The 12423-nt window shown below is 36.2% G+C and carries 18 protein-coding genes; 16 read left to right on the top strand and 2 right to left on the bottom strand.

Annotated elements, in window-relative coordinates:
- Positions 1 to 26 precede the first annotated feature (26 nt).
- Positions 27 to 1205, top strand: a complete 1179-nt coding sequence (gene thiI / locus BM305_RS04935; protein ID WP_092559595.1) for a tRNA uracil 4-sulfurtransferase ThiI — start codon at positions 27 to 29, stop codon at positions 1203 to 1205.
- Positions 1206 to 1260: 55 nt separating this feature from the next.
- Here thiI and BM305_RS04930 read toward each other — a convergent pair whose 3' ends face one another.
- The gene (locus BM305_RS04930) at positions 1261 to 1491 is read right to left on the bottom strand and encodes an HPr family phosphocarrier protein (protein ID WP_092559594.1); all 231 of its coding nucleotides are present in this window, start codon (positions 1489 to 1491) and stop codon (positions 1261 to 1263) included.
- Positions 1492 to 1683: 192 nt separating this feature from the next.
- Between BM305_RS04930 and mtaB the strand changes: the two genes are divergently transcribed.
- The 15 genes from mtaB (at position 1684) to BM305_RS04855 (ending at position 11443) form a co-directional block, all read left to right on the top strand.
- Complete coding sequence (mtaB, locus tag BM305_RS04925; RefSeq protein WP_272481942.1) at positions 1684 to 3048, top strand: tRNA (N(6)-L-threonylcarbamoyladenosine(37)-C(2))-methylthiotransferase MtaB; 1365 nt, start codon at positions 1684 to 1686, stop codon at positions 3046 to 3048.
- Positions 3049 to 3206: 158 nt separating this feature from the next.
- A complete protein-coding gene (locus BM305_RS04920) occupies positions 3207 to 3467 on the top strand; it encodes an IreB family regulatory phosphoprotein (protein ID WP_092559592.1) in 261 nt (86 codons plus the stop codon).
- Positions 3464 to 3904, top strand: a complete 441-nt coding sequence (gene ruvX / locus BM305_RS04915) for a Holliday junction resolvase RuvX (protein ID WP_092559591.1) — start codon at positions 3464 to 3466, stop codon at positions 3902 to 3904. The genes BM305_RS04920 and ruvX overlap by 4 nt, the downstream gene beginning before the upstream one ends.
- A gap of 10 nt (positions 3905 to 3914) precedes the next feature.
- On the top strand, positions 3915 to 4193 hold the full coding sequence (locus tag BM305_RS04910; protein ID WP_092559590.1) for a DUF1292 domain-containing protein: 279 nt from the start codon (positions 3915 to 3917) through the stop codon (positions 4191 to 4193).
- Positions 4194 to 4275: 82 nt separating this feature from the next.
- Positions 4276 to 4737, top strand: coding sequence for a Fur family transcriptional regulator (locus tag BM305_RS04905; RefSeq protein ID WP_092559589.1), 462 nt, complete (start codon positions 4276 to 4278; stop codon positions 4735 to 4737).
- Positions 4738 to 4797: 60 nt separating this feature from the next.
- Complete coding sequence (locus BM305_RS04900; RefSeq protein ID WP_242940456.1) at positions 4798 to 6468, top strand: ribonuclease J; 1671 nt, start codon at positions 4798 to 4800, stop codon at positions 6466 to 6468.
- A gap of 65 nt (positions 6469 to 6533) precedes the next feature.
- Complete coding sequence (locus BM305_RS04895; protein ID WP_177214554.1) at positions 6534 to 6956, top strand: endolytic transglycosylase MltG; 423 nt, start codon at positions 6534 to 6536, stop codon at positions 6954 to 6956.
- Between the two features lie 116 nt (positions 6957 to 7072).
- The gene (locus tag BM305_RS04890) at positions 7073 to 7726 is read left to right on the top strand and encodes an O-methyltransferase (RefSeq protein WP_092559586.1); all 654 of its coding nucleotides are present in this window, start codon (positions 7073 to 7075) and stop codon (positions 7724 to 7726) included.
- 27 nt (positions 7727 to 7753) lie between these two features.
- A complete protein-coding gene (locus BM305_RS04885) occupies positions 7754 to 8989 on the top strand; it encodes a peptidase U32 family protein (RefSeq protein ID WP_330393421.1) in 1236 nt (411 codons plus the stop codon).
- 86 nt (positions 8990 to 9075) lie between these two features.
- Entirely contained in the window at positions 9076 to 9696 is a 621-nt protein-coding gene (sigK, locus tag BM305_RS04880; RefSeq protein WP_092559584.1) for an RNA polymerase sporulation sigma factor SigK, read from the top strand.
- Positions 9697 to 9862: 166 nt separating this feature from the next.
- Entirely contained in the window at positions 9863 to 10075 is a 213-nt protein-coding gene (locus tag BM305_RS04875) for a FeoA family protein (protein ID WP_092559583.1), read from the top strand.
- 10 nt (positions 10076 to 10085) lie between these two features.
- Positions 10086 to 10304 carry a FeoA family protein gene (locus BM305_RS04870; protein ID WP_092559582.1) on the top strand — a complete coding sequence of 73 codons (219 nt, stop codon included), beginning with the start codon at positions 10086 to 10088 and terminating at the stop codon, positions 10302 to 10304.
- Positions 10305 to 10392: 88 nt separating this feature from the next.
- Entirely contained in the window at positions 10393 to 10869 is a 477-nt protein-coding gene (locus BM305_RS04865; RefSeq protein ID WP_242940455.1) for a transcriptional repressor, read from the top strand.
- Positions 10862 to 11008 carry a FeoB-associated Cys-rich membrane protein gene (locus tag BM305_RS04860; RefSeq protein WP_143099128.1) on the top strand — a complete coding sequence of 49 codons (147 nt, stop codon included), beginning with the start codon at positions 10862 to 10864 and terminating at the stop codon, positions 11006 to 11008. The genes BM305_RS04865 and BM305_RS04860 overlap by 8 nt, the downstream gene beginning before the upstream one ends.
- A gap of 57 nt (positions 11009 to 11065) precedes the next feature.
- A complete protein-coding gene (locus BM305_RS04855) occupies positions 11066 to 11443 on the top strand; it encodes a metal-dependent transcriptional regulator (RefSeq protein WP_092559580.1) in 378 nt (125 codons plus the stop codon).
- Here BM305_RS04855 and BM305_RS04850 read toward each other — a convergent pair.
- A complete protein-coding gene (locus tag BM305_RS04850; protein WP_092559579.1) occupies positions 11433 to 12386 on the bottom strand; it encodes a pectinesterase family protein in 954 nt (317 codons plus the stop codon). The genes BM305_RS04855 and BM305_RS04850 overlap by 11 nt on opposite strands.
- Positions 12387 to 12423: the final 37 nt, after the last annotated feature.

Raw genomic sequence — 12423 nt, 5'->3', positions numbered from 1 at the left:
TTAGTACAGAAAATAAGGAGGAAGTTATGTTTCAGGCATTTTTAATCAAGTACGCTGAAATTGGGATAAAAGGTAAAAACAGATTTATATTTGAGAATGCATTGCGTGATCAAATTTCATTTGTATTAAACGATGTGGAGGGGGATTTCCACGTCATAAAGGATCAGGGAAGAATTTATGTGGAAGCGGCCGGCTCATTTGACTATGAAGAGACAATAGAGGCACTGAAAAGAGTATTTGGGATATCTTCAATTTGTCCCGTTGTATTAGTGGAAGAATATCAGTGGGAAGATTTAACCAAAGCAACTGGCGACTATGTAGAACAACTATATGGAAACAAACCTATGACATTTAAGGTGGAGGCAAAACGTGCAGATAAAAATTATCCTTTAAAATCTCCAGAAATCTGTTCAGAGATGGGAAGTTACCTGCTAAGCCGATTTGAAAATCTAACAGTAGACGTGCATCAGCCAGAGGTAAGAATTTATGTTGAGATACGTAACAGAGCCTATCTGTATTCCCAGAATATTCCCGGGCCAGGTGGTATGCCTGTTGGAACAAATGGAAAAGCAATGCTTTTATTATCAGGGGGAATTGACAGCCCTGTTGCAGGGTATATGATTGCAAAGCGTGGGGTGAAGCTGGCTGCTACGTATTTTCATGCACCTCCTTATACCAGTGAACGAGCAAAGCAAAAGGTTGTAGATTTGGCAAAATTAGTTGCCAGATATTCTGGACCAATCCAGTTGAATGTGGTGAATTTTACTGATATACAGTTATATATATATGAAAAATGTCCTCATGAGGAATTGACCATTATTATGAGACGTTATATGATGAAAATTGCGGAGAGTCTGGCTCTGGAATCAGATTGCCTTGGACTGATTACAGGAGAGAGTATTGGCCAGGTTGCAAGTCAGACAATGCAAAGTCTGCTGGCTACCAATGAGGTCTGTACACTTCCAGTTTATCGTCCTTTAATTGGTTTCGACAAGCAGGAGATTGTAAATGTTTCTGAGAAAATAAATACGTATGAAACATCTATTCTGCCATATGAAGACTGCTGTACTATTTTTGTGGCAAAGCATCCGGTGACAAAACCTAACTTAAAGGTAATTAAGCGTTCGGAAAGAAATCTGGAAGAGAAAATCGAAGAATTAATTCAAGTGGCAATGGATTCTGTGGAGAAGATTATCGTGGAATAAAAACAGGGGACAGACAAAAAGAGGATACATGGTATCCTCCCCCTTATATGATGTATTACTCCACGATATATGGTGTTAATACTTCAATAATGTTATCACTATCTTCAGCATGAATATTTAAATCAATTGGTTTAGATAAATCTAAACTGAAAATACCCATAATAGATTTTGCATCGATCACATATCTGCCTGAAACTAAATCGAAGTCGGAATCAAACTTAGTAATGTCATTCACAAATGACTTTACTTTGTCAATTGAGTTTAATGAAATTTTAACAGTTTTCATTGATATGTCCTCCTTTTTTAAGTTATTAAGTACTATATATATAGTACATTTTGCAGTGGTAAAAGTCAATATACAAAGTAAATAAAAATCAACAGATCGTGTAAATTAAAAGTTAATTTTTCGACCAGATTTTTCGTGTCAGCAGAGAAAAGGATGCTGTTGTTTAAGGGTCAAACAGGAAGGAAGGTAATTTTGGAGAAACAAAAAAGGACAGTTGCCTTTTTAACATTAGGTTGTAAGGTGAATACGTATGAAACAAATGCAATGGAGAAATTATTTTTGGATGCTGGTTATGAAATAACAGAATTTACCAAGAAAGCAGACGTTTATATTATTAACACTTGTACTGTAACTAATATGGCTGACAGGAAGTCCCGTCAGATGCTTCATAAGGCGAAAAAAAATAATCCAGAAGGAATTGTAGTTGCTGCTGGCTGCTATGCACAAGCAGCAGGAGAAGAATTGACAAAAGATATGGCTGTGGATTTAGTAGTTGGGAATAACAGGAAGAGTGAAATCGTTACTATAGTGGAAAACTACATGGGAGAGATGGAATGCAGCTACTATGTAACGGATAAACTGTTTGCAGAAAAAAATTATGAAGAGTTAACGATTGATTCAGCGGGAGACAAAACAAGGGCAGTTATAAAAATACAGGATGGATGTAATCAGTTCTGCTCGTATTGTATTATTCCTTTTGCAAGGGGACGGGTAAGAAGCAGAGAAATAGATGATATTGTTTCAGAGGTTGAAAGACTGGTAGCAGGCGGATATAAAGAGGTTGTACTGACAGGAATTCATTTGTCCTCCTATGGCGTGGATTTGGACCCATGGAGAGAAGGTTTGGAGCATTCTGATTTTGTTGCATTAAGTGGCAGGCCTTTGTTGGCTGTAATTGAAAGGATTAGTAAGATAAGTGGACTAGAACGAATCCGGTTAGGTTCTCTTGAACCAAGGATTATTAGTGAAGCCTTTGCAGGGGAATTAGCAGGACTAGATAAAGTATGTCCTCATTTTCATTTGTCTTTACAAAGTGGCTGCAATGAAACGTTAAAAAGGATGAACCGGCATTATTCTGCCGAGGAATATTATGAAAAATGTGAAATTCTCAGAAGGTATTTTGACAATCCAGCCATTACAACAGATGTGATTGTTGGTTTCCCAGGTGAAACAGAGGAAGAGTTTGAACAGACAAAGGAATTTCTGTCTAAAATAAAATTTGCGCAAATGCATATATTTAAGTTTTCACCGCGAAAAGGGACAAAGGCTGAATGTATGGAAAATCAGGTGGAAGAAAATAAAAAAACTTTAAGAAGTGAGCAATTGATAGAATTAGAAAAACACATGAGGCAGCAGTATATGCAGCAGTTTACTGGAACATTTCAAAACATTTTGTTTGAAGAAGAAATTCAGATTGGGCAGCAGATTTATCAGACAGGACATAACGAACGATATGTTAAGATCGCTGTTTTATCAGATGTGGACTGTCAAAATTATATTCACCAGGTTAAGATTACTGGCTTTTTGAATAATGATATTTTATTAGGTGAAAAATAATCTGACAGGTTTAAAACAGGTGGATTTAGTGAATATTTTAAAAGTAAGAAGTGTCGTATGAAAAAAATGGGTTGCTATTTTACAGCATTTATATTATCATATAACTAATGGTGTGGCCGGATGATATAGAAATGTAACGATAGTAAGGAAGTGACAAGATGCAGGAAATCAATCATACTCAGTTTTTTAAGGTGCAGAAAGAACCTGAAATAAAAGTAAATGAAATGTTATCGAGGGTGTATAGTGCTTTGGCAGAGAAAGGATATGACCCAGTAAGTCAGATTATTGGATACATTATGTCTGGAGATCCAACTTATATCACTAGTTACAATAATGCGAGAAGTCTGATTATGAAAGTAGAAAGAGATGAAATTTTAGAAGAACTATTAAAAAATTACATTGACAGGAATTTAGTATGAAACGAATTATGGGACTTGATTACGGCTCAGTGACGGTAGGCGTTGCAGTCAGTGACGGACTTAATATTACGGCACAGGGAATAGAAGTAATCCGCAGAAAGCAGGAAAATAAGCTCAGGCAGACATTGGCGAGAATTGAAGAACTTGTAAAAGAATACGAAATATCAGAAGTGGTTTTGGGATATCCAAAGAATATGAACAATACAATAGGTGACCGTGCAATTAAATCGGAAGAGTTTGCTGGGATGCTGGAGAAGCGTCTGGGTATTGAGGTACATTTATGGGATGAACGATTAACAACTGTTGCAGCACACCAGTCGATGATAGAGGGAAATTTGCGTAGGGATAAACGCGATCAGATAGTAGATAAAGTAGCAGCAGTATTTATTTTACAGGGGTATCTGGACTATAAAAACTTACAAAAACAGATGGATTAAGGAGAGAAACATGAGCGATAATAATGAAAAAATAGTTTTTACCACAGAAGATGGTGAGGCTTTTGAATTTTTTGTATTAGAAGAAACAAAAATTAACGGTAAGAATTATCTTCTCGTTGCAGATGAAATTGAGGGTGAAGAAGCAAATGCATTAATTCTGGCAGATGTTTCAGAAGAAGAATCAGAAGAGGCAGTATATGAAGTAGTAGAGGATGAAGAACAGCTGGCTGCATTGTCAAAGGTTTTTACGGAACTAATGGAAGATTTGGATATTGAGATTAATGGCTAGTAGATAGCAGCATTTTATAAGGAACCAAAAAGTGCGAGAGAGAAAATTAGATTTCATTTTATTTGTGAAAAGGTGAGGTAAAATGCCTGATAAGCAGGACGTATTTAAGCAGTTGTTGAAAAGTAACGGGCTAAAGGTGACGAATCAAAGAATTGCCATACTGGAAGTGATGGAGAAGAGACCGGAGGAACATCTGACAGTAGAGGAGATTTATGATTATGTAAAAGAAAAGTATTCCGATATTGGACTTGCTACGGTATATCGAACGATACAGGTTTTGTCGGATTTAAATGTGATAGATAAGCTGAATTTAGACGATGGTTATGTAAGATATGAATTGAATATCGCAAGTGAAGAAGGTGAAGGTCATCACCACCATCATTTGATCTGTTTAAAATGCGGCTCGGTGCTTACTTTTCGAGACGATTTATTAGAAACCCTGGAAGAAAGAATTCAGAAGTCCCTAAATTTTCAAGTGACGGATCATGAAGTGAAGCTTTATGGTTACTGTGAAGAGTGTAGAAAAATGGTTGAAAACGAATAAAATATAATCTAATATTTCATACTTGCCCTTTGTTACATAAAAAATATGGAGGTGCATGATTTGAAATCAAAAGAATTATCAGATAAAGGTATTAAAATAATCCCATTAGGTGGATTAGAACAGATTGGTATGAATATTACAGCTTTTGAATATGAGGACAGTATAATCGTTGTAGATTGCGGGTTATCCTTTCCAGCAGATGATATGCTGGGAATTGATTTAGTTATTCCAGATGTGACATATTTAAAAGATAATATTAAAAAAGTAAAAGGGTTTGTTATTACCCATGGACATGAGGATCATATTGGTGGTCTTCCTTATGTTTTGAGGGATGTAAATGTCCCTATATACTCAACAAAGCTTACGATGGGTATCATTGAGAATAAATTAAAAGAGCATAATTTAATGAAAAGCACAAAACGCAAAGTAATTAAATATGGTCAGTCCATTAATTTGGGATGTTTCCGAATAGAATTTATCAGAACGAATCATAGTATTGCAGATGCCGCTGCACTAGCAATTTATTCGCCAGCAGGTATTATTGTTCATACAGGTGACTTCAAAATTGATTATACACCAGTTTTCGGAGAAACAATCGACTTGCAGAGATTTGCGGAAATTGGGAAAAAGGGCGTTTTGGCATTACTAGCTGACAGTACGAATATTATGAAGCCTGGTTTTACCATGTCAGAAAGAACAGTAGGTAAAACATTTGATAATATTTTTGCTGAAAATACGAAACATCGAATTATTGTAGCAACCTTTGCTTCTAATGTGGACAGAGTCCAGCAGATTATTAACTCTGCTGAAAAGTATGGGCGGAAGGTTGTGATTGAAGGCCGCAGTATGGTAAATATTATTACCACTGCCACCGAACTTGGTTATATTAATATGCCGAAAAATATTTTGATTGATATAGAACAAATGAAAAATTATACGGACGATCAGTTGGTATTGATAACAACAGGAAGTCAGGGTGAAGCTATGGCTGCACTTTCACGTATGGCTGCTTCACTTCATAGAAAAGTATCAATTCAGCCAGGAGACACGGTGATTTTTAGTTCAACACCAATTCCAGGAAATGAAAAGTCGGTTTCCAAAGTGATTAATGAATTATCCATGAAAGGCGCTAAAGTTATTTTCCAGGATACACACGTTTCTGGTCATGCCTGTCAAGAAGAGATAAAACTGATTTATACGTTGGTAAAACCTCAATATGCAATTCCTGTACATGGTGAATATCGTCACTTGATTGCACATGCAGAACTGGCAGAAGGAATGGGAATCAACAAGGATAATATTTTCATCTTATCTTCTGGTGACGTATTGGAAATGTCTCACGAAAAGGCAGGAATTGTCTCACGGGTACCAGCTCAAGGAATCCTTGTAGATGGCTTGGGAGTGGGAGATGTAGGAAATATTGTATTGCGGGACAGGCAGCATTTGTCAGAGAATGGATTAATTATTATTGTAGTTACACTAGAAAAATACAGTAATCAGATTCTTGCTGGTCCGGATATTGTTTCGAGAGGATTTGTATATGTAAGAGAATCCGAAAATCTGATGGATGAAGCTAGATTAGTTGTAAATGAAGCATTAAATAAGTGTTTAAGTAAAAATATTACAGACTGGGGTAAAATAAAGAATGAAATTAGAGATACCCTAAGCGAGTATTTGTGGAAAAAGACAAAAAGAGATCCAATGATATTACCTATCATTATGGAAGTGTAGGTTGCAGCTTGGTTACGAATGAATAGACAGCAGAAAACTGAAGATTACATTTTGGAGGGATGATTATGGCAACAAAAGCAGTAAATAATAAGCTAATACTGAAAGTGATGAATCTAGTGCTTTTTGGATTGCTTCACATTGCATTTTATGTTGTAATTATCACTACTGCAATGCATCTGACAGGAAGTGCATATTATACAGCCTACCATGTTTTTGGAAAATCATCGGTTGCAGGTACACCTGGTTTAGAAGTGAGATTTACAGTGCGAGAAGGGGATTCCATATCAGATCTGGCGCAGCGGTTAGAAGATAACAAGTTGATTGCAGATAAAGCGTCTTTTATGATTAGGGCAAAGCTAATGGTTAATTCAGATAGACCTATCATTAAAGGAATATATGTGTTGAATACTTCTATGTCGTACAGGGAAATTATTGAAATGATAACAACGCCTGAAGAAGAGCAGGAAGAGATTCAGGTGAGTAAATGATATAAATATAAAATTGTATGATTAAAAGCGGGTATTTATTAGAGAACTTCTAATGGGTACTCGTCTTTTCTTGAAAACTGATTTATGAGAATGCAGAATGGATGGGAGATTTTGAAATGATAACCAACGAAAGAATAGCGGCCTATATTAATTCTTTGGAAATGGAGCAGAATGATTTTCTGCGGAAACTGGAACAAGAAGCTTTGGCTGATTATGTTCCAATTATAAAAAAACCAACCCAAAGTCTTTTGCGCTTTTTAATTCATTGCCATAATCCAGAAAGAATCCTGGAGGTGGGGACCGCGGTGGGATTTTCTTCAATTCTTATGAGCCAGTACCTAAAGAAAGAAGCTGAAATTATAACAATAGAAAAAATGCCGGAGCGAATTAGACGTGCAAAGGAAAATATAAAGCTTGCCCAAAAGGAACAGGTTATTAAAGTGTTAGAGGGGGATGCAGCCGTTATTTTGCAAGAATTAGGAGAGAAGAAGGAAGCATTTGATTTTGTTTTTATGGATGCTGCAAAAGGGCAGTATCTGAATTTTCTGCCTGATATTTTGAAAATACTCAAAGTTGGCGGAATTCTTATTTCAGATAATGTGTTACAGGATGGGGATATTGTAGAATCCCGATATGCTGTAACACGGCGAAACAGGACAATACATTTTAGAATGAGAGAATATTTATTTGAACTGACACATTCAGAACAATTTGATACGGTTGTTTTACCAATTGGAGATGGAGTAACATTAAGTACAAAAAGGATGTAGTTTTTTGCAAGAAAGGAAATTGAGATGTTGAAAAGTAGTAAGCCAGAACTATTAATCCCAGCAGGGAGTCTTGAGGTTTTAAAGGTTGCAGTTAATTATGGAGCAGATGCTGTCTACATTGGAGGCGAAATGTTTAGTCTGCGTGCAAAGGCGAAAAACTTTACAAGAGAAAATATGGAACAGGGGATTGAATATGCTCATAAGCATGGTGTAAAAGTATATGTAACGGCAAACATTACTGCTCATAACAGAGACTTGGAAAATGCCAGAGAATACTTTGAAGAACTAAAAGTAATAAAGCCAGATGCGATTATTATTTCAGATCCTGGTGTTTTTAGCATTGCCAAAGAGGTTTGTCCAGAGATTGATCTTCATGTCAGCACACAGGCAAATAATGTGAATTATTTAACTTTTCGTTTTTGGAAGACCATGGGGGCTGTCAGAGTTGTAACAGCAAGAGAACTTAGCATGGAAGAGATTGGGCAGATTCGTGCCAATATTCCGGATGATTTGGAAATAGAAACCTTTATTCATGGTGCAATGTGTATTTCCTACTCAGGCAGGTGTCTGCTCAGTAATTATTTTACTGGGAGAGATGCCAATTTAGGGGCGTGTACCCATCCGTGCAGATGGAAATATTCCATAGTTGAGGAAACACGTCCAGGTGAATACATGCCGATTGAAGAAAATGAAAGAGGAACATATATTTTCAATTCAAAGGATTTATGCATGATTGAACATATTCCCGATATTGTAAAGGCGGGTATTAATAGTCTTAAAATCGAAGGTCGGATGAAAACAGCACTATATGTTGCTGTAGTTACTAGAACATACCGTCAGGCAATTGACGATTATTTTAAAGACCCGGCACTATATGAGAAAAATGTTCCATACTATATGAGCGAAATTTCAAAATGTACGTATCGAAAGTTTACTACTGGTTTTTTTTATGGTCCAACTACTGAAGAAAGTCAGGTATATGATAACAATACTTATATTAAAGAGTACACATATCTGGGGTTGATTGAAGGTAAAAGAGAAGCTGGTTATTATAAACTGGAACAGAGAAATAAATTTAGTGTGGGTGAAGTAATTGAGGTTATGAAGCCTTCTGGTGAAAATATAGAGGCTGTGGTTAAGTCTATTCAGGACGAAGAAGGAAATGAGATGGAAAGCTGTCCACATCCAAAACAAGTGATTTTTGTAGATTTAGGTTTAGAATTAGAAGCCTTTGATATTTTAAGAAAAAAACAGGCAGATTAAAAGTTTTTATTTTATGGAAATGCACTAAACAGCCTCCAGAATCATAGACTATAATTAAACTGATTCATCATTGAGGTGCTTATTCAATGAAATCATTTCCTATGCCACTTAGCACCAAGGAGGAGCAACATTATATCCAGCTTTGTAAGATAGGTGATAAAGCAGCAAGAGAAATTTTGATTGAGCGAAACCTGCGTCTTGTGGCACATATTGTGAAAAAATATAACGCAAATGATAAGGAAATTGATGACTTGATTTCGATTGGCACCATTGGATTAATTAAAGCTATAGATACCTTCGACATGGATAAGGGAATTCGTTTAGCCACATATGCTTCTCGATGTATTGATAATGAACTGTTAATGATGCTTAGAAATGGCAAAAAGCAGTCCAGGGATGTCTATTTGTATGAGCCAATAGGAGCCGATAAAGAAGGAAATGAAATCAATTTGTTGGATATTATAGAATCTGTTGACGATGATATTGTAGAATTAATGGAGCTGGAGGAGAATACCAAAAAACTATATCAGTTTTTTGATAAAGTTTTAAGTGAAAGAGAAAAAGAAATTATAAAATTGCGGTATGGTTTAGGTGGAGAGGACGAGGCAACTCAAAGAGAAATTGCAGATATGCTGGGAATTAGCAGAAGCTATGTGAGCAGAATTGAAAAAAAAGCTCTCAGGAAGTTAAGAGAGTCTTTTGATTAATAAGCTGCGACTAGGAATAGAAGTATGTAATGAGTAAAAATACTTGTTGCATACTTCTTTTTTGATAAATTTTTAAATAAGGATTGACTTTTTATAGATTATGACTTATTATTATAAATGAAAATGATAATCAATATCTAATTAATTTTACAAAGGAGCTGGTTATATGCCATTATCGTATGTGAAGCTTGGAGAAGAAAAAGAAATGGTAGGTTTTAGAGGGCAAGATGACATGAGAAGGCATCTTCAGGATATGGGGTTTGTAAATGGAGTTCCAATAAAAGTAGTAAGTGAAAATGACAGTGGATTAATACTTTTGATAAAGGGTGTTAAGGTTGCAATAAACAAAGGACTTGCGTCTAAAATCATGGTGAATTAGGAGGATTTATATGACATTAAAAGAATTAAAGCCAGGTGAGGAAGGTACTGTAAAAGCGATAGGAACAAAGGGACCTATGAAGCGAAGACTGATGGATATGGGGGTAACACCAGGAACCCGTATAAAAGTGGTTAAGATAGCGCCTCTGGGAGATCCAATTGAAGTAAATATCAGAGGATACGAATTAAGCTTACGTAAAGACGAAGCTCAAAATATTACGATGGAATAGCAGAGTTTTACTTACATAAAACTCTGCAAATTTAGAAATGTCGGTTAGCATAAACTAACCAACGGCTATACGAATAGGAGGTAACAGAATGGCAGTTTTAATGAAAAATCAAGAGCAACAGTTTCAGACCAAAATGTTTAAACAGGAACTAATATTTGATGAACTTCGGAAAAGAGGATGTCGGATTACTTCCCAGAGAAAAATAATTACAGAAATTATTTTGGAAAACGAATGTTCCTGTTGCAAAGAAATATATTACCAGGCGGTATTGCGGGATCCGTCAATCGGAATTGCAACGGTTTACCGAATGCTGAATACACTGGAAGAAATCGGAGCAATTAATCGAAAAAATATGTACCAAATTCATTGTGAGGGCTTTAAATGTATTGAAAATGATAATATACTAGTATTAGACGGAAATCATGTGATAGAAATCAAAGATTCTGCCTGGTGCCAGGAGTTAAAAAACAGGTTAAAGGAAAAAGGAATATTGCAAAATGAAGACATCTCATTTCTAGTTAAAATTAGAAAAAATGAAATTGAGGAGGAACAAATGTATGGTTGATTTTTTAGTAGTAGCAATTATTCTGTTCTGCGTTGGACTAATCGTTTATCGGGGCGTAAAAAATAAGAAAGCAGGAATCAATACGGGATGCGGATGCGGTTGCAGCAGTTGTGATAAAAATTGTGGTAAAAACATCTAGACGAGCTGCTAAGAATCATTTAAGATAGAATTCATAACATAGTAGGAGGCAATTTACATGTATGAATCAGGTGAAAACTATCTGGAAACCATTTTGATGCTGAAGAACAGGAATGGTTCGGTGCGGTCTATCGAGATAGCAAGGGAATTGGGATTTAGTAAACCTAGTGTCTGCCGGGCAATGGGAATATTAAAAGAATCGGGACATATCGTAATGGATGCAAAAGGAGAGATTACACTAACGAAATTAGGTCTTGAGAAAGCTAACAGTGTTTTAGAAAGGCATCTGCTGCTGACTGAATTTCTGATTCTTACAACGGGTGTTGATCGGAGTACAGCAGAGGCAGATGCCTGTAAAATGGAACATATCATATGTGATGAAGTATTCCAGGGAATTAAACTATTTTTAGAAAAAACACAAGGTGTTACTTCTTAAATATGGATTCTATGGAATACTGTGAAATATCTTCTGGTGATAAAGAATGAACCCATGGTTCTCGGCAGGTATCTTCTGCACCAGGACCATAGTTTTGATATTCAGCAAAAAAAGTAGTGTGATGACTTTCTGTTTTGTCCCAGTCATGAAAGCCTTCTTTCTTAATATGGGAACCTAGTTCACAATTTATGAATACAGCTTTTGCATAGTTTCGCCATGGTCTTCCCAAATAGACAGAATTATCGGGGCAATTACTGGTAAAACAGCAGTTTTGAAACACATATCCGTAAGTCTGTCCCTTTGGTGTGGATGGAGCAGTTACATAGCCGTTCACTTCCTGGTTTAAAGTGTGAGAAAATATCTCACAGCTTTCAAAATATGCGGTAGCACTGCCAAAAATAAAATCAATATCTCCAGATATAAAGCAATTCCGATAGAGCTGGCGTCCGTTTATACGGGGAGAAAATTGTTTTGGTCCCAGAAATCCATCGGGAATCAGTTCCTTTTCAGGCAGAGGACCTGTAAAAAGGGTATCTTGTCTTGCAATTAAATTGCAGTTTTCAATTTGCAGCAAATCCCCCTCGGCATATAGGGCGATTGCCTGTCCTTTTTCTGAGCCAATGCCGGCTTCATTTCTAATTGTCAGATTATAAAGTGATATCTGGCTGGCATCAATAAAAACAGTATAACTGCGGAATGTGCCGCGCTTTTTTCCGTCAGGCATTGGATCAAATGCCCCCAGAGTGTTTGTTATAATGGTTTCATCTCGATCTTCCCCTTCTAGTTTAAGATTAGGTACTTTGATCTCTAATTGTTCTTTATATACCCCCCGTTTGATGAAAATTGTTTTGTCAGCTTCGGTGCCATTATTAATAGAAATACTATCTACAGCTTCTTGTATTGTTTTGAAATCTCCGCTTCCATTTTGTGCTACAATAATCATGTCTATAGAACCTCCTGAAAGTATTAGTATTATGAAA

Origin of the sequence: Anaeromicropila populeti (assembly GCF_900112775.1) — a bacterium.
GTDB classification, from domain to species: Bacteria; Bacillota; Clostridia; order Lachnospirales; family Lachnospiraceae; genus Anaeromicropila_A; species Anaeromicropila_A populeti.
This window is presented reverse-complemented; position numbering and strand designations above follow the sequence as displayed.